12 protein-coding genes are annotated in these 18,712 nt (G+C 43.4%); 10 read left to right on the plus strand and 2 right to left on the minus strand.

Annotated features, from left to right (window positions below):
* The first annotated feature begins 247 nt into the window (after positions 1-247).
* The 8 genes from F8B77_RS16670 to F8B77_RS16705 all read left to right on the plus strand — a co-directional run bounded on the left by F8B77_RS16670 (position 248) and on the right by F8B77_RS16705 (position 12,165).
* Positions 248-2,182 carry a polysaccharide biosynthesis protein gene (locus tag F8B77_RS16670; RefSeq protein WP_151656744.1) on the plus strand — a complete coding sequence of 645 codons (1,935 nt, stop codon included), beginning with the start codon at positions 248-250 and terminating at the stop codon, positions 2,180-2,182.
* Positions 2,183-2,505: 323 nt separating this feature from the next.
* Positions 2,506-3,672, plus strand: coding sequence for a nucleotide sugar dehydrogenase (locus tag F8B77_RS16675; RefSeq protein WP_151656746.1), 1,167 nt, complete (start codon positions 2,506-2,508; stop codon positions 3,670-3,672).
* A 272-nt stretch (positions 3,673-3,944) separates the two neighbouring features.
* The gene (locus tag F8B77_RS16680; protein WP_151656748.1) at positions 3,945-4,499 is read left to right on the plus strand and encodes a nucleotidyltransferase family protein; all 555 of its coding nucleotides are present in this window, start codon (positions 3,945-3,947) and stop codon (positions 4,497-4,499) included.
* A 325-nt stretch (positions 4,500-4,824) separates the two neighbouring features.
* On the plus strand, positions 4,825-5,214 hold the full coding sequence (gene mntA / locus F8B77_RS16685) for a type VII toxin-antitoxin system MntA family adenylyltransferase antitoxin (protein WP_151656750.1): 390 nt from the start codon (positions 4,825-4,827) through the stop codon (positions 5,212-5,214).
* Complete coding sequence (gene hepT, locus F8B77_RS16690; protein ID WP_130049080.1) at positions 5,207-5,635, plus strand: type VII toxin-antitoxin system HepT family RNase toxin; 429 nt, start codon at positions 5,207-5,209, stop codon at positions 5,633-5,635. The genes mntA and hepT overlap by 8 nt, the downstream gene beginning before the upstream one ends.
* Before the next feature lie 397 nt (positions 5,636-6,032).
* Positions 6,033-6,986: a DHH family phosphoesterase gene (locus F8B77_RS16695; RefSeq protein ID WP_151656752.1), complete on the plus strand. Its 954-nt coding sequence runs from the start codon at positions 6,033-6,035 to the stop codon at positions 6,984-6,986.
* 383 nt (positions 6,987-7,369) lie between these two features.
* On the plus strand, positions 7,370-8,377 hold the full coding sequence (gene galE, locus F8B77_RS16700; protein ID WP_151656755.1) for a UDP-glucose 4-epimerase GalE: 1,008 nt from the start codon (positions 7,370-7,372) through the stop codon (positions 8,375-8,377).
* 395 nt (positions 8,378-8,772) lie between these two features.
* On the plus strand, positions 8,773-12,165 hold the full coding sequence (locus F8B77_RS16705; RefSeq protein ID WP_151656757.1) for a DEAD/DEAH box helicase: 3,393 nt from the start codon (positions 8,773-8,775) through the stop codon (positions 12,163-12,165).
* Positions 12,166-12,796: 631 nt separating this feature from the next.
* Here F8B77_RS16705 and gpmM read toward each other — a convergent pair.
* Both gpmM and F8B77_RS16715 read right to left on the minus strand, forming a co-directional pair.
* Entirely contained in the window at positions 12,797-14,329 is a 1,533-nt protein-coding gene (gene gpmM / locus F8B77_RS16710; RefSeq protein ID WP_151656759.1) for a 2,3-bisphosphoglycerate-independent phosphoglycerate mutase, read from the minus strand.
* 300 nt (positions 14,330-14,629) lie between these two features.
* Positions 14,630-15,976 carry an MATE family efflux transporter gene (locus F8B77_RS16715; protein WP_167512849.1) on the minus strand — a complete coding sequence of 449 codons (1,347 nt, stop codon included), beginning with the start codon at positions 15,974-15,976 and terminating at the stop codon, positions 14,630-14,632.
* Between the two features lie 455 nt (positions 15,977-16,431).
* Here F8B77_RS16715 and F8B77_RS16720 point away from each other — a divergent pair, with 455 nt between their 5' ends.
* Together F8B77_RS16720 and groL are read left to right on the plus strand one after the other, a co-directional pair.
* The gene (locus F8B77_RS16720) at positions 16,432-16,719 is read left to right on the plus strand and encodes a co-chaperone GroES (protein WP_060993308.1); all 288 of its coding nucleotides are present in this window, start codon (positions 16,432-16,434) and stop codon (positions 16,717-16,719) included.
* Between the two features lie 40 nt (positions 16,720-16,759).
* Complete coding sequence (gene groL / locus F8B77_RS16725; protein WP_151656763.1) at positions 16,760-18,397, plus strand: chaperonin GroEL; 1,638 nt, start codon at positions 16,760-16,762, stop codon at positions 18,395-18,397.
* The last annotated feature ends 315 nt before the right edge of the window (positions 18,398-18,712 follow it).

The following is an 18,712-nucleotide window of genomic DNA, read 5'->3' on the forward strand; positions in this document are numbered from 1 at the left end:
TGCTTACCAGCAAAAACAGAGGTTAATTTTTAATCAATCATAGATGGTTAAGTGTGGATACAAAAACGTAGATTAGTTTCTAGCTACATCTTTTGCTTGTTTTTTTAACAAAAAATCTACTCATGCGTTCACCCTGATCTAAAATCCCAGAAAAGTGATCTATTCACGATTACTTCTGGGATTTTTTGTATTTAATCCGTATCATTCACTTTGCTGATTTTTCTTATAAAAATATAAACGGTTTATTATGTCTAATTTAAACGTCATTTGGTCACTTCCTCGCTATAAAAAACGCCTAATAAGCTTATTGATTGACTTCTTCTTTATCTGTATTTCATTTCTTGGTGCTTACTGGGTTCGCATCGGAAAGGTTGAGGCTTTACCTTCAGTAGAAGGTCAGTATGTTTTAGTGACTACTGTTATCTTAACTTTATTTATATTCACAAAGTTAGGTTTATATCGAGCCGTATTAAGATATCTAGGTTTGCATGTACTGGCTTTAGTCGGGTTAGGCACTGCTTTGTCTGCGGTTGCGATGGCAGGCTTAGCGTTTTTGTTTGATGCGGATATCCCTCGCTCTGTGCCTATTATTTATGGATCTTTTTTAGCGATTAGTGTTGGCGGTAGCCGTCTTATTGTTCGTAGCTTGGTTGCACAATCATCAAATAAAACAGGCAACCCGGTATTAATTTATGGCGCGGGAAGCGCGGGTCGTCAGCTGGCGTTAGCGCTTCGTCAATCAAGGACTCATAAAGTAGTGGGTTTTGTTGATGAGGATGCCACATTGCAAAATACCATGATGATGGGTTTGTATGTGTATACCGCGGCTTGTGCAGAAAAAGTAATAATCAAGCATGGCGTAAAACAAATACTACTTGCCATACCAAGTGCGTCTCGTCGCCGTCGTAAAGAAGTGTTAGATACCATCTCATTATTACCGGTTGAGATACTTACTGTTCCTGATATGTCAGATATTGTTGCAGGTAATGCGAGTATTGATGAGTTAAAAGATGTCTCTATTGATGATCTCTTAGGTCGTGATCCCGTTGCTCCACAGCAAGCCTTAATGGAAGCAAACATTAAAGATAAAGTAGTGATGGTAACAGGGGCTGGTGGGTCTATTGGCTCTGAATTGTGCCGCCAGATTGTTCGTAACAAACCTAAAGCGTTAGTCTTATTTGAGTTATCTGAGTTTGGCTTATATCAGATTGATAGAGAGTTATCTTTGCTTGTTGAGGCAGAGGGTTTAGATATTCAAATTATTCCTCTGCTTGGCTCGGTTCAACGTATTAACCGTTTATCAAAAGTAATGGGAAGCTTTAAAGTTCAAACCATTTATCATGCCGCTGCCTATAAACACGTACCATTGGTTGAATATAACGTCGTTGAAGGGGTGCGTAATAACGTATTTGGTACTAACTATACAGCGCGTGCTGCCATTGAAGCAAAAGTTGAGTCGTTTGTTTTAATCTCAACGGATAAAGCGGTACGCCCAACGAATGTGATGGGCACGACTAAGCGTATGGCAGAGTTAGGTTTGCAAGCGTTGGCGGATCAGCAAAATAAGATCCGTGCAAAAGACGCAAGTGCAGGTACGCGTTTTTGTATGGTGCGTTTTGGTAATGTATTAGGCTCGTCTGGCTCTGTTGTACCGGTATTTAAGCGCCAAATTGAAAACCGTGAACCAATCACAGTTACCCATGAAGAGATCACACGTTTCTTTATGACGATTCCTGAAGCGGCGCAATTGGTTATTCAAGCGGGAGCAATGGGTAAAGGCGGTGATGTGTTTGTGCTTGATATGGGTGAATCGGTTAAGATTGTGGATTTAGCGAAGAACTTAATTCACCTTTCTGGTTTGGAAGTAAAAGATGGATCAAACCCATACGGTGATATTGAGATTAAATACACAGGCCTACGTCCTGGTGAAAAGTTATATGAAGAGTTGTTGATAGGTGACAATGTCGACTCAACCGCACATGAGCGGATCATGACGGCTCATGAAGATTTCTTACCACTTGATGAATACAATGTGTTGTTGGATAAGCTAGATACGGCATGTCATGATTTTGACCATGAAGCAATTCGCCAGTTGTTATTAGATGCGCCAACGGGGTTTGTACCCGTTAATGGTATTGGTGATTTGGTGTGGAAGGCTGAAGAGCAGGACGCTTCGGTTTGAGAGGTGAGGAAGAGAGAATGCGGGAGTTCAGGTCTCAGGTTTCAGGAAGATCAAAAGCGAGTACCCCTGAAACCTCTGCGCGTAGCGTCCTGAAACCTAGTTTTTTCGTTTTTTATAACCAACCCCTCCCAGCCTCCCCTTATATTGATATTGTCAATCAAGTCGTTATATCGATAAAGGGGAGGAGCCAAAAGCGGATACGGCGCTTATCTTTGATCTTATAGAAGCGAAGCTGTCTAGCCTCTAGTTAGCGCAGCGCATAGTTTCTAGCCTTTATTTACTTTATAATCCCCGAAGATAAATTTCCTATAGGATAAATAATAATGAAAATTGCCATTGCAGGTACAGGTTACGTTGGCTTATCAAATGCAGTATTGCTCGCACAGCACAATGAAGTGATTGCGGTTGATATCATGGCTGAAAAGGTTGAGTTGATTAACAACAAGCAATCACCAATTTCTGATGTTGAGATTGAAGATTTTCTTGCTAATAAGAAGCTGAACCTGATTGCTACTTTAGATAAAGAATTAGCTTATAAAGATGCTGAGTATGTCGTGATTGCAACACCAACCGATTATGACCCAGCGACTAATTACTTCAATACAGGCTCAGTTGAGGCGGTGATTAAAGAGGTAATGGCAATTAACCCAAATGCGGTAATGGTTATTAAATCTACGGTTCCTGTTGGGTATACGGAACGTATTAAACAAGAATTAGGCTGTGAAAATATTATCTTCTCTCCTGAGTTTTTACGTGAAGGTCGTGCGCTGTTTGATAACTTGCATCCATCTCGTATTATCGTTGGTGAGCAATCTGACCGTGCTCAAGTGTTTGCAGATTTATTAGTTCAAGGCGCGATTAAAGAAAACATTGAAGTATTACTGACTCATTCTACCGAAGCTGAGGCTGTTAAGTTGTTTTCTAATACTTACCTTGCGATGCGTGTGGCTTACTTCAATGAGCTAGACTCTTATGCTGAAGCGCATGGTTTAGACGCTCGTCAAATCATTGAAGGGGTAGGATTAGATCCTCGTATTGGTAATCACTACAATAATCCATCGTTTGGTTACGGCGGTTATTGCTTACCTAAAGACACTAAGCAGTTGTTAGCAAACTACCAAGAAGTACCAAATAATATTATTGGTGCAATTGTAGATGCGAACCGTACGCGTAAAGATTTTGTTGCTGAATCTATCATGAAGCGCAATCCTAAAGTGGTGGGTATTTATCGTTTAATCATGAAAGCGGGCTCTGATAACTTCCGCGCCTCTTCAATTCAAGGCATTATGAAGCGCTTGAAAGCCAAAGGCATTGAAGTGGTTGTTTATGAACCTGTCCTTAAAGAAGTAGATTTCTTTAATTCTCGTGTAATTGAAGATTTGAATGAATTTAAGCAATTGTCTGATGTGATTGTATCGAACCGTATGATGGAAGAGCTGGCTGATGTTGAGGGTAAGGTTTATACCCGAGATTTGTTTGGTAGTGATTAAGGGATAGAGCAGGGCTCAGGTTTCAGGAAGATCAAAAGCGAATACACCTGAACCCTCTGCGCGTAGCGTCCTGAATCCTAGTTTTTTATAACCAACCCCTCCCAGCCTCCCCTTATATTGATATTTTCAGCCAAGTGACTAATGGTGATAAAGGGGAGGAGCTAAAAGCGGCTGCGGCGCTTGCTTTTGCTTCCATCACTAAACTTGCTATACTTTCATCCATATTTAGCCATGTTAGATTATTCATCAGTCAGTGAAAGTCGTGGAGTGGGATGAAAGAGCAAGTTAAAAAACTCATTGAAGAGATTAATAGAATTGACAAAGAGTTTTCAGAGTCTTGCTTTGATCAGGGGATGTTTGAGCAAGTGAAGTTATCTAGGACAATCTCGAACGTTCCTGCCTCTCATATCTATAAATACCGCTTAGTGCTTCATGAAAGCATCAATGATTATCTTATGACTTCCCATATTGAGTTGAAATACTTTTATCGAGTAAAAACAAGAGAAAGTATCGACGATAAAATTGCGCGTTATAGTGAGCGTGATAATCAGTACCCGGTGAACAATTGGCTCAATGATATTTTTGGGGCAAGGATTATATTAACCAAGCCCGAGATCGCAGAGGTGATGGAAGAGCTGGATAACTGGCAAGATGAGCTTGGGTTGAAAAACTGGTATTTGCGCGATAAGGAAGGCTATAAAGGGCTTCACATCTATTTTAAAAATAGAAGTAACTTTTACTTTCCGTGGGAGCTTCAAATTTGGGATAAGGAAGATTTGAGGTCGAATGTCGAAAACCATGAGAAGTTTAAGCGAAGCTTTATGTAAGGTTTATCACGACTACACTGCGAGACTAGAAACGATACGCTGCGCTGACTAGAGACGATAAGAGCAAAAGCGGGTACAGCGTTTGCTTTTGATCTTATAGGAGCGAAGCGGTCTCGTTTCTAGTTAGCGCAGCGTATAGTCTTAAATCATTTATAACCAACCCCCTCTAACTCCCCCTTGTATTGACTCTATCTATCTCATTATTTTAGTGTTTAAGGGGGAGGAGCAAAGATCAAAAGCGAGTACCCCTGAACCCTCTGCGCGTAGCGTCCTGAATCCTTATTCATGCTATAGTATCCAAATAGACAACAATAATGGATTGAGTATGATTGATTCTATCGTTAGTTTGGCCAAAATGGATGAGAGTATTGAACTTGTATGGCTATACGGCTCACGCGCTCAAGGTACGCATCATCAAGAGAGTGATTTTGATTTAGCCGTGGCATTTAATGACCATTCGTTATCTACTTTTGCTTTGCGAACTCGTCCTGAGTGTTTGGCTATGGAATGGGCTGAGCATTTGGATCTACCTTTAGATAAAGTCAGTATCGTAGATATTAATCATATACCGATAGCTCTTGCATTTAATGTTATTGAGTACGGGAAACTGATTTATAACAATAATCCTCTTCTGTTTTATAAAGAGCAGAACCGCATTAGTTCAATGTTTGAGTATCAATTAATTGAAAGCAAAAGAAGTGAATCGTATGAATAAAGGTCTTGAACTGTATCTGGCGGAAGTTGAGTCTCATAAAGCAAAATACCTTAAAGAGTTAAATGAACTTCGTTTTGATCTTAATCAGTCGACCTTAAAAAGTCGTGATTATTTAGCGGCTGAGCGCTTATTGCAGGTTTTTACTGAAATGTGTATTGGATTATCTAAGCACATGGTAAAGAAAATCCAAAATAAAAGCCCAACTGAAGCCTATCAATCATTTTCTTTGCTAAAAGAGCATGGCCTAATTTCTAGTGATGAGCTGCGTACGTGGAAACAGATTATTGGTATGCGTAATGGCTTGGTGCATGATTATTTAAATATTGATTTACTGATTGTTGAAGATATTTTGCGTGAAGGCCATTATCAAGCTCTCGCCGATTTTACGGAGAAGGCGATTACTTTTTTATTGTCTGAGTAGAGATGTAAGAGTAGAGTTCAGAGGTGATCGTTGTGAAACTAGATATTATGCGCTGTGTGTATTTGATACTGTGAGATCAAAAGCGAATACCCCTGAAACCTCTGCGCGTAGCGTCCTGAATCCTAGTTTTTTATAACCAACCCCTCCCTGCCTCCCCTTATATTGATATTTATTGCCAAGTGACTAATAGCGATAAAGGGGAGGAGCTATATTGTGATCGCTGTTATTTCAACAACTACCTCTGAATTCTGCCAGCGTAGCGATCTGAACTCTGTACTTGCTTTTGCTCCTCCTGAAACCTGAATCCTTTGCGCGCAGCGTCCTTAACCTAACCTTGACTCCCAATCAGGACCGTAGGACCATAGGGCTGCTCTTCCCGTTCTTCAAAAGGATTTTCATGAACTACGACATCTTCAACGGTGACGCTGACGGCATCATCGCACTTCTTCAACTTCGCTTGGCTACTCCTCAAGAATCTACCTTAATCACTGGCGTTAAGCGTGACATTAACTTAGTGACTAAAGTGGATGCCAAAACGGGGGATAACCTCACCGTACTAGATATATCCATGGAAAAGAATAGGGCAGCTCTAGAGCTTGTTCTAAGTTCTGGCGCTGAGGTGTTTTATGCTGATCACCACCGTGCGGGTGATATTCCTGAGCACGAGAATCTATCTGCTCATATCGATTTAGATGCTAATACCTGCACTGCGTTAATCGTTGATAAGCTATTAAATGGCCAGTTCCATGAGTGGGCAATTACTGCGGCTTATGGCGATAACTTAATTGCTAAAGCGGATGAGTTGGCGGATGCGGCAGGTTTATTTTGTGAGCAAAAGTCACAGCTAAAAGAGCTAGGGACCTTAATCAACTATAACGGGTATGGGGCAAAGGTGGATGATCTGCATTTTGACCCAGCGGTGTTATATGAAGCGTTATTAGCATACTCATCCCCTTTTGATGTGATTGCCGATAAAGCGTCGCCTTTTTATCAACTGCAAGCGGCGTATCAATCGGATATGGATAATGCGTTAGCGATTGAAGCGCAGCACAAAAGTGAGACACTGGGTTTATTTGAGTTACCAAATGAGGCGTGGTCTCGTCGTATTAGCGGTGTTTATGGTAATCTGTTAGCAAATCAAAATCCCGATTCTGCTCATGCGGTATTAACGCAAAATGCGGATGGCACGTATATGGTGTCACTGCGAGCACCATTAAATAATAAGCAAGGAGCGGGAGAGATCTGTAGTTCGTTTGCAACCGGTGGTGGGCGTGAAGCGGCGGCGGGGATTAATGCGTTGCCGAAAGCGTCTATTGCTGAGTTTATTACGGTGGTTGAGGGGAAGTATTAAGAGCAGGATTCAGATCGGTCGCAAGCTCCCTTACAGGGCTCAGGGGTGATCGTTATGGGTTCAGCGATCACAATATTGTTCCTCCCCTTGATAGATGTATTATTGAGATTGGTAATGTTGATATAAGGGGAGGCTAGGAGGGGTTGTAAATGATGAAGTTTAGTTTATCTGTATCATTAAATATGGTGTAACCAACCCCCTCTAACTCCCCCTTGTATTAACGCTATTGATCTCATGGCTATAGCGATGAAGGGGGAGAACCGTCTTTGGTGCTGTTAGTTCAATAAGCCCCTGAAGCCTGCAAGCGAAGCGTCCTGAAACCTAGTCTTTAGTTAGCTCAGCGTATAGACTCTTATTCAATAAATTTAAAACAGAGAAAAACAATGAACATATTAGTCACTGGCGGAATGGGTTACATCGGTAGCCATACATGTGTACAAATGATTGAAGCGGGCTTAACGCCGATCATTTTGGATAACTTATACAACAGTAAAGCAGTGGTGCTTGATCGCATTGAAGCTTTGGTTGGGGTAACACCTAAATTTTACCAAGGTGATATTCGCGATCCTCAAATTCTAGCGACTATCTTTGCTGAAAACCAAATCGATAGCGTGATCCACTTTGCTGGCTTAAAAGCGGTGGGTGAATCGGTTGAAAAGCCAATCATGTATTACGATAACAATGTATCGGGTACCTTGGTATTAGTTGAAGCGATGCGTAAAGCGGGCGTGAACAGCATTGTATTTAGTTCATCTGCGACGGTGTATGGTGATCCTGCATCAGTGCCAATCCGTGAAAACTTCCCAACCTCAGCAACCAACCCTTATGGCCGCAGTAAGCTGATGGTTGAAGAGTGTCTAACTGATATACAAAAAGCGCATCCTGAAATGAGTGTGACGCTATTACGCTACTTTAACCCTGTAGGCTCTCATAAATCAGGTACCATGGGTGAAGATCCACAAGGGATCCCAAATAACTTGATGCCGTTTATCTCTCAAGTGGCAGTTGGTCGTCGTGAGTTCTTATCAGTCTTTGGTGATGACTACCCAACCGTTGATGGTACTGGTGTTCGTGATTATATCCATGTGGTGGATTTAGCGGATGGCCACTTAGCGGCGTTAGAACACAAGGGTCAACAAGCTGGTCTGCATATTTATAACTTGGGTACCGGTAACGGTAACAGTGTTCTTCAAATGGTCGCTGCGTTTGAGAAAGCGTCTGGTGCTAAAGTGCCGTATCAAATCGTCCCTCGCCGCCCTGGTGATATTGCCGAGTGTTGGGCTGACCCTGCTAAAGCGCGTGAAGAGTTGAAGTGGGAGGCGAAGTTGTCTCTTGATGATATGACGGCGGATACGTGGCGCTGGCAGTCGAATAATCCGAAGGGGTATTAAAAGCAGGGTTCAGAGGTGATCGTTGTGGTTAACGCTATCACAGTACTGTTCCTCCCCTTGATAGATACATTATTGAGATTAGTGATGTTGATATAAGGGGAGGCTAGGAGGGGTTGTTAGTGATGAAGTTTAGTTTATCTGTATCATTAAATATGGTGTAAGCAACCCCCTCTAACTCCCCCTTGTATTGATTATGTCGATCTCATAGCTATAGCGATTAAGGGGGAGAACCTTCTTTGGTGCTGTTCGTTCAACGCATACCCCTGAAACCTGCAAGCGTAGCGATCTGAACCCTAAGTCCATGCTCTCCACTATTCCTCCCTAATCAAATTGCATTCCCTCTACACATCTTTTACTCTCACAGAGTCATAAGCCCTTTATCTGTGAGTTTACCCATGCTTTCTCATCCGCCTTCTGATTACCTTGAACTCTATGCTACTTTACTTTGTGGGCCGAATATGCAGGCCGGAAGCGATCATCATGCTGAATTTACCGCGACGTTAGCAGAGAGTGAGAAGTGGAATGTCAATAATCCTAAGGTTAACGTGGTGTTTGATGAGTGGTGTTTCTCGCAAGAGATAGATAAAGAGCACTTACTGGCAGCGCCGCAGTTTGATAGCGCTTATCTTCGTCATCGCGAAAGTGTTTATGAGCTCGATATTCAAAAAATCTCCTTTACTCAGCTGTGCGATCTCGCCTTGTTGAGTGTGCTAGACCCTTCTTTATTAAACAAAACAAAAGAGAATCTAAATTTAGCTCTTGAACAAGAAGGTCAAGAGTTACCTCAATATTGGCAACGCTCGGTAGATTTAATTACGGCGAGTGATGCGCGGTTAGCTCGATATTTTGATAACCATGATCGTTGGCTTACGTCTCTGGTTCAGAAGAACGGTAAAGTGGCATGGGGCCGAATGTTGATTGAGTCAATTGTCGCTTATCGTGTACGTGAGAATACTGATGTATGGGTCGGCTTAATGACATTGGCTAATAACCCTGTGGTAGCGACTTTACTTGAACTTCCTGATGATTTTGCGCTGGCAAAAATAGCAAAACACGCCTTGGCTCATTTGCTGGATCAAAGTAATCCGTTAATACTTGTCTCTTCCCCTTGGCAGCAGTGGCTAACCCGTATTGATGGAGTACTAAATACCGAAGTCGCCAATAAAGAGCGTTTGATTTGGCAGTTAGAGCCGTTGGCCATGAAGGTGAATGCCAAAATACAGGCGAAGAATAAACGTGGTTGGACTCAGGGACGCAAAGTGGCTCTGGATAAGTTTAATCATAAACACAAAGAGATCCTGAGCCCAAGTGATACCGCGATCCTTTCTGCTGCCGCTTATGATGGTATGGATTGGGGAGATAGCAGCTCAAGAGTCACTCGAACTGTCGCTCATGCGTTATGTGATGCCGATAACGTATATGATCATCATGGCGACCAAGTGTCGTTTTATCGAGAGACACCGCTATTGGTATGGCGCTCGGTGGGAGATGAATTGGCGTTTGAGGTTTATCCTTATTATCACCAACAGACTAGCGCTCAACCTTGGTTGTATCACTCTGGTGGTGGTATCTACTCTTTCATTGATGCGCCTGAACAGTTGACGGATTTCTTAGAAGAGTTAAGAGTTCGGGACCCGCATTTTCCCGTAACCCAAACCGCAGAGTTAGTGGCGGTATTGGGTGAGCAGGTGCATTGGTTTGATATAGATAAACAGCAAGGGACAGTGACTCGGGGTGATAGTGTGGCTGAACCTCAGTTATGGCTTGCTTGGAATGGGGCGTCTTTGGATGTGGCGATTGAGATTGGCTCTAGCGATAACAATGTCAGTTGGACACCAGGAAAAGGCAGCGAGTGGGAAAGTGGTTTTGATGGCGTGTGGTATCAACGTGATCTTGTTAATGAAAAACGTCAAGCTAACGCACTGGTTGATGGATTAGGGTTAGTAAAAAACAAGAATTTTATCTGGCAGATCGAAGGTGAAGCAGCGCTAACGTTTATCACTCAAATTGATGGTGAATTGGGTGCAAACCTGCACTGGAAAGCGGACAGTCAGCAAGTGAAAGTGATTGGGGTTGATGACTTTTCTATGTCGATTAACCAAAAGCAGAATTGGTTTGAAGTCGATGGACGCGTTCATATTGATAGCAGTTTGGAGATGGATTTACGTCAGTTGTTGGCGCATCACCGTACCGGTTTTGTCAGTGCTGATAATTCTTCATTGACGCTATTAATCTCAGAGCAACTGCGTCGTCAATTAAGCTTGATTGACAGTCTGGTCGATGATGATCAATTGGTTGATCAACGCATGGCGTATCCGTTGCAAAAACTGGTGGAGTCAATGTCGGCCAACAGCGATGATGCCTGGGATAACTTGGTGGAAGAGTGGCGAGTGAAGCCAGAGCTTGATGCCGATTTACTATTGCCTTTGCGTGATTACCAAAAAGAGAGTGTGGAGTGGGCGGCGCATCTTTCTCAACATGGTTTTGGTGCGTGTCTTGCGGATGACATGGGCTTAGGTAAGACGCTGCAAGGCTTAACGTTGTTGAGTCATTATCGTGAGCAGGGACCAAGTATGGTGGTGTGCCCTAAATCGGTATTAACCAATTGGGTGCAAGAAGCCGAGCATTTTACGCCACAGTTAACCATGATTGATTTAGAGGCGAGCAGTGATCGTATTGCCACTATTAATGCCGCAGGTGCCAATGACGTGGTCGTGATGAGTTATGGCATGGTGACGCGATTAGGTGAAACCCTAAATGAGATTGATTGGAATTGTGCGGTATTGGATGAGGCGCAGCAGATCAAGAACCCGCAAACAAAACGCTCAAAAGTGGTGTTTGGTTTGCAAGCCGCACATCGCTTTGCGTTATCGGGAACCCCAGTAGAGAACCATTTGGTTGAGTTATGGAGTTTGTTCTCTTTCTTGAATCCAGGCTTACTTGGGGATCTTAAATCGTTTCGATCTAAATACGCACAAGCCGCGAAGCAAGAACAAGACATGCTGCGATTAAAGACCTTAGTGAGCCCGTTTATTATGCGTCGTACTAAAGCAGAAGTACTAACGGAATTACCAGCGAAGACAGAAGTCGTTCACCATATTGAACTCTCCAATAAAGAGCGAACCGCGTATGAAGCGGTTCGAAAAGAGTCACTATTAAATTTAAAAAGTGAATCAAGCCGTGGTGTCGTTGAGGTTTTTGCTGCATTAACCAAACTGCGCCAGATCTGTTGTGATGTTGGCTTGGTGTTTGACTCTATGAAAGGAGAAGAGAGTTCCAAGTTATCTGAAGCGCAGAGCTTGATAGAAGAGGCGTTAGATGGCGACCATAAAGTGTTGGTGTTCAGCCAATTTGTTGGTGTGCTGAAACGTTTTTCTGCTCAGTTAACGGAGTCAAATATTGGCTTTAGTTATTTGGATGGCAAGTTAACCACTAAGCAGCGTCAGGCGGCGATTGATTCGTTTAAAGATGGCACCAACTCCGTGTTTTTGATCAGCTTGAAGGCCGGTGGTACCGGATTAAACTTAACGGAGGCGGACACGGTGATTCATATTGATCCGTGGTGGAACCCGGCAGTAGAAGATCAAGCCAGTGATCGCGCCTATCGTATGGGTCAGCAAAAGCCAGTAACGGTTTATCGCTTGGTCACAAAAAATACCATTGAAGAGAAGATCATCGCTCTGCATCATGATAAACGTGACTTGGCCGATCAGGTGTTGTCGGCAAGCTCAACCAGTAAGACGTTGGATCCTACAATGTTGTTGAGTTTGTTGGAAGGGGAGTGCTAGATACTATACGCTGGCGCTGGCTAGAGACGATAAGATCAAAAGCGAGGTTTCAGGTCTCAGGATTCAGGAAAAGCAGATCAGAGTTCAGTTCGCTACGCTTGCAGAATTCAGAGGTGATCGTGGTGGTAATAGCATTCGCAATACAGTTCCTCCCCTTGATAGATATATTATTGAGATTAGTAATCTTGATATAAGGGGAGGCTAGGAGGGGTTGTAAATAATGAAGTTTAGTTTATGGAAATTATTAAATATGGTGTAACCAACCCCCTCTAACTCCCCCTTGTATTGACTCTTTCGATCTCATTACTTTAGTATTTAAGGGGGAGAACCTTCTTTGGTGTGATTAGTCCAGCGCATACCCCTGAATCCTGCAAGCGAAGCGTCCTGAAACCTAGTTTTTCGCATAGTTTCTAGTTATATGTAACCCCCCTCCCAGCCTTCCCTTATATTGATATTTTTAGCCAAGTGGCTATATCGACAAGGGGGGGAGATGTATTGTGATCGCTGTTATTTCAACAACTAACTCTGAATTCTGCCAGCGTAGCGATCTGAACTCTTTTTCGACTGAAACAAAAAATGCCCACAGGCTACAAACCTGTGGGCATTTTAATTTATCTACTATCTAAAGATCTTATTTAAAAAGAACTTCACCAGACATCTCAGCAGGAATTGCTGTATCAGTCAGCGCTAGCATAGTAGGGGCTAGATCAGAAAGCTTACCGCCTTCTTTAAACTCGACCGCTTTACTACCAACGTAGATAAGAGGAACAGGAAGGTTAGTGTGAGCTGTGTGAACGCCGCCGGTTTCAGGGTCGATCATCATTTCAGCATTACCGTGGTCAGCGGTGATAAGCATTTGACCGTCAACTTCTTTGATAGCTTCAACGACTTTTCCGATACACTCATCAAGCGCTTCCATTGCTTTAACTGCAGCTTCGTATACGCCAGTGTGGCCAACCATGTCACAGTTAGGGAAGTTACAAACGATAGCGTCGTATTTACCCGATTTGATAGCAGCAACTAATTTCTCAGTTAGCTCAGGTGCGCTCATTTCAGGTTGTAGATCGTAAGTCGCTACTTTTGGAGAAGCAACCAGTTGACGCTCTTCACCTTCAAATTCGTCTTCGATGCCACCGTTGAAGAAGAAAGTCACGTGTGCGTATTTTTCAGTTTCAGAAATACGTAGTTGTGTTTTACCTTCTTTAGATAACCACTCACCGTAAGTGTTTTCTAGAGACGCAGGCGCGAATGCACAAAGAAGAGGGATGTTTGCTGCGTATTGAGTCAGCATAACAAAATCGATTACTGGGAATGCGTTACGAGAAAAACCATCGAAATCCGGAACGAATGCACGTGTGATTTCACGCGCACGGTCAGCACGGTAGTTCATGAAGATAACTGCATCGCCATCAACGATAGCTGCTGATTCTTCGCCGTCTGCTTTGATTTCAGTTGCTTGTACAAACTCATCGTTCTCTTCACGAGCGTAAGCCGCTTCAAGACCTTCAACAGCGGTTGCGAATGTGAATTCTGCTTTTGCTTCTGTCATTAAATCGTAAGATTTTTGTACGCGATCCCAGTTGTTATCACGGTCCATTGCGTAGTAACGACCAATTAGAGAAGCAACACGGCCTTTGCCTAGTTTAGCGAATAGCTCTTGGAAGTTTTTCAAAGAGTTTTCAGCTGAACGTGGTGGTGTATCACGGCCGTCTAGGAAGCAGTGTAGGTAGATTTTTTCTGCACCACGTGCCGCTGCCATTTCTACTGCTGCGTAGATGTGATCTTCATGAGAGTGAACGCCACCTGGAGACATAAGCCCCATGATGTGTACCGCTTTGTCAGCTTTCACTGCTTTGTCGATAGCGTTAACCAGTGTTTCGTTTTGTTGGAACTCACCATCAGAGATTGCTTTAGTGATGCGAGTAAGGTCTTGATATACAACACGACCCGCGCCGATGTTTGTGTGACCTACTTCTGAGTTACCCATTTGACCATCAGGTAGACCAACGTCCATACCTGAAGCTGAAATTAGTGTGTTTGGTTGAGTAGCCATTAGGCCATCAAGAACTGGAGTATTTGCGTTTGTGATTGCGTTATCTGCTTGAGCTTCACGGTGACCGTAACCATCAAGAATAACTAGCGCCATAGGCTTTTTAGCTGACATAAAGGTGTTCCTCGTCAATAACTTAATAAATTCGAATAAATAACTTTGTGTAATTTTACTACAAAGTTTGAAAATGGGCCAGAGACGATACGCTGCGCTAACTAGAGACTAGACCGCTTCGCTCCTATAAAAGCAAAAGCTAAGAGCAAAGAGTTCAGGTCGCTTCGCTTGCAGAATTCAGAGGTGATTGCTGAAACTATACGCTTCGCTAACTAGAAACTAAACTATAAAATTAAAAGTAAAAATCAAGGGTAAGCGCTGTGCTCGTTTTTGATTTTATAGTTTCTAGAGCGAAGCGTTCTAGTTAGCGAAGCGTATAGTCTCCAACAACTTACTATGCTTCACAAATATCCACGCACAGACCCCACCCATCACATTTCCTATCGCAATCCCTACAAACAAGCCTTCCATGCCATATAAGTGACTGCCAATCCACGCTGTTGGCAGAGTAAACACAAACAATCTCATGAAACTCCAACTGAAAGAATGTAACGGTTTTTGCATTGCATTTAGGCTGCTCACAAGCACCATTACAATGCCTTGGAACCCATAACTGAATGGCACACAAATCAGATACATCCATAAGCCATGTTGTACGGCATCATCTTGGCTAAATAGATGAGAGAGCGGAATGCTCAGCGGAACAATCAAAATATAGAGAAAAAGTTGGAATAACACAGCGAACTTCATCGCTAAGAAGATGGCTTCTTTTACTCGCTCTGGCTGTTTGGCTCCAAGGTTTTGAGCGACAAAGGGGCTTAATGAAGAAGTAAGTGCCATTATCACCAATAGCATTAGTGACTCTACGCGTTGCGCTGCACCATAAGAAGCAACGGCTACTGTCCCTTGGCTGGCGAGCATCATCATTAATATGGCACCAGAGATTGGGTTTAGAGCATTGGAAAGTGCTGCCGGTGAGCCGATTTTTAAGATCTGATGCCAATCTTGTTTTATCTCTGATGGCTTTGGTGGTGCAAGCAGTTTAACTTTTCGAGTTAATACATAAAAAGAGGCACATAAAGCTCCGAACCAACTGATGCCACTGGCAATCGCTGCACCTTGGATTCCTAACTCAGGAAAAGGGCCATAGCCAAAGATAAGCAGTGGATCGAGGATGCCATTGATTAATCCAGCTAACATCATGATTTTTGCCGGAGTGGTAGTGTCACCCGTTGCGCGAATGGCACTGTTACTCGACATTGGAATAACCAGCAGCGGAATAGTGAGATACCAAATAGACATGTATTGATGAATTAATGGCAGTAGTTTGTCTTCTGCTCCTAATAATCGAAATAGAGGGTCAATGGTGAAAAAGCCAATACTGCAAGCAATGAGGATCAGAATGACCGCTAGGATTAATCCGTGTGTCGTTAATTGAGCGGCGTGTCTGCTGTTGCCTTGTCCGAGCAAGCGCCCAATCGAGGCAGATAAACCAACCCCAATGCCCATGGTAATGCAGTTGACTGCAAAGGTAACTGGGAAGGTGAAACTCACCGCGGCAAGGGCGTCGGTACCAAGCAGTGATATGAAAAAAGTATCCACCAAGTTGAATAGCAGAATAGCAACCATGCCAAAGACCATAGGCGTCGTGAGTTTTCGAAGTACGTCGCTGATAGGCTGAGTGAGCAACCCGTGTTTATCGACCATGGTTTTCTCGAGTGGTGGTGGGATGGGTAGTGTATCGGAAATAGGGACGAGATTCGAGGACGCTTCGCTCGAGGGACGAGTAAGGGCAAAAAGCAAGGTTTCAGGATTCAGGTTTCAGGAAAAGCAGAGCAGAGTTCAGAGGTGAGCGTGGTGGTAACAACACTTGTAATAGGGTTCCTCCCCTTGAGTGTTGAATTATTGAGGTTGATGATGTTGATATAAGGGGAGGCTAGGAGGGGCTGCTAATAATGAACTAGGTTTCAGGGCGCTTCGCTCGCAGGCTTCAGGGGCACTCGCTTTTGACCTTCCTGAAACCTGAGACCTGAATCCTCCTCTAGTTCTTTAAATATTTAGCCTTAAACCCTTGCAATCCCCCCATCCAAACCCCATAAATAAACCAAAGCCAAATCATGGCACTTTATTCTTAAATGGAACATTATCAGGAGATACGACCAATGAATATCCGTCCTTTACATGACCGTGTGATCGTTGAACGCCAAGAAGTTGAATCAAAATCTGCAGGTGGCATTGTGCTAACTGGTTCAGCGGCTGAAAAATCAACTCGCGGTACTGTTCTAGCTGTTGGCAAAGGCCGCATCCTAGAGAATGGTTCTGTACAACCATTAGACGTAAAAGTTGGCGATTCAGTTATCTTTGCAGAAGGTAATATCAAAGCAGAGAAGATCGAAGGCAAAGAAGTGTTGATCATGTCTGAATTTAACATCCTAGCGATTGTTGAATAATAAACGATATTAAGAAAAGAATTTAAAAAGGAAATTAAAGATGGCTGCTAAAGACGTTAAATTTGGTAATGACGCACGAATCAAAATGCTAGAAGGTGTAAACGTTCTGGCTGACGCGGTAAAAGTAACTTTAGGTCCTAAAGGCCGTAACGTTGTTTTAGATAAATCATTTGGCGCACCAACTATCACTAAAGATGGTGTTTCTGTTGCACGTGAAATCGAACTTGAAGACAAGTTCCAAAACATGGGCGCACAAATGGTTAAAGAAGTGGCTTCGCAAGCGAATGACGCGGCGGGCGACGGAACAACTACTGCAACCGTTCTTGCTCAAGCTATCATTGCTGAAGGCCTAAAAGCCGTTGCTGCTGGCATGAACCCAATGGATCTTAAACGTGGTATCGACAAAGCAGTTGTTGCTGCCGTTGAAGCACTTAAAGAGCTATCTGTTCCATGTGCTGATACAAAAGCCATCGCACAAGTAGGTACTATCTCTGCGAACTCTGACTCTACTGTTGGTAATCTTATTGCTGAAGCAATGGAAAAAGTAGGTCGTGACGGTGTTATCACTGTTGAAGAAGGTCAAGCACTTCAAGACGAATTAGACGTTGTTGAAGGTATGCAGTTCGACCGCGGTTACCTATCTCCATATTTCGTAAACAACCAAGAAGCGGGTTCTGTTGATCTAGAAAGCCCATTCATCTTACTGGTTGATAAAAAAGTATCAAACATCCGTGAATTGCTTCCAACGCTAGAAGCTGTAGCGAAAGCATCTCGCCCTCTTCTTATCATCGCTGAAGATGTTGAAGGCGAAGCGCTTGCTACTCTAGTTGTGAACAACATGCGTGGCATCGTTAAAGTTGCAGCGGTTAAGGCGCCTGGTTTTGGTGACCGTCGTAAAGCAATGCTACAAGACATCGCGGTTCTAACTGCGGGTTCTGTAATTTCAGAAGAGATTGGTCTAGAGCTTGAAAAAGTCGTTCTTGAAGATCTTGGTCAAGCGAAGCGTGTAACTATCACAAAAGAAACAACAACTATCATTGATGGTGCTGGTGAAGAGACAATTATCTCTGGCCGTGTTACTCAAATTCGTCAACAAATCGAAGACGCAACGTCTGACTACGATAAAGAAAAACTTCAAGAGCGTGTAGCTAAACTGGCTGGCGGTGTTGCGGTAATCAAAGTTGGTGCTGCGACTGAAGTTGAGATGAAAGAGAAGAAAGACCGTGTTGAAGATGCACTTCACGCAACTCGCGCTGCGGTTGAAGAGGGTGTTGTTGCTGGTGGTGGTGTTGCACTTATTCGCGCTGCATCTAAAGTTGCTGGTCTTGTTGGTGATAACGAAGAGCAAAACGTAGGTATCCGTGTAGCACTTCGTGCAATGGAAGCGCCTATCCGTCAAATCACTAAGAATGCGGGCGAAGAAGATTCAGTTGTTGCTAACAACGTTCGCGCTGGTGAAGGTAACTACGGTTACAACGCGGCAACTGGCGTTTACGGTGACATGATCGAAATGGGTATTCTTGACCCAACTAAAGTAACACGTTCTGCACTGCAGTTTGCAGCATCTGTTGCGGGTCTTATGATCACAACTGAAGCGATGATCACTGATAAGCCACAAGATTCTGGCTCTACTATGCCTGATATGGGCGGAATGGGTGGTATGGGCGGCATGATGTAAGTGTCCCCTGAGCCTATTGTCTAAATAGACAAACGTTCAAATTGAGAGCCGAGGTTAACTTATTCGTAAGTGCCTCGGTTTTTTTATGCTTTGAAACTAGAGGCTATACGCTGCGCTAACTAGAGATTATAAGAGCGAGTATTATTGGCGTGGTGATGAACTAGGTTTCAGGACGCTTCGCTTGCAGGTTTCAGGAAGAGCAGAGTTCAGATCGCTGCGCTTGCAGGGTTCAGAGGTGCTCGTGGAAATTACAGCGACCACAATACAGTTCCTCCCCTTGAGTGATTATTTATTGAGATTGATGATGTTGATATA

The organism is Aliivibrio finisterrensis (assembly GCF_008933155.1).
GTDB classification, from domain to species: domain Bacteria; phylum Pseudomonadota; class Gammaproteobacteria; order Enterobacterales; family Vibrionaceae; genus Aliivibrio; species Aliivibrio finisterrensis.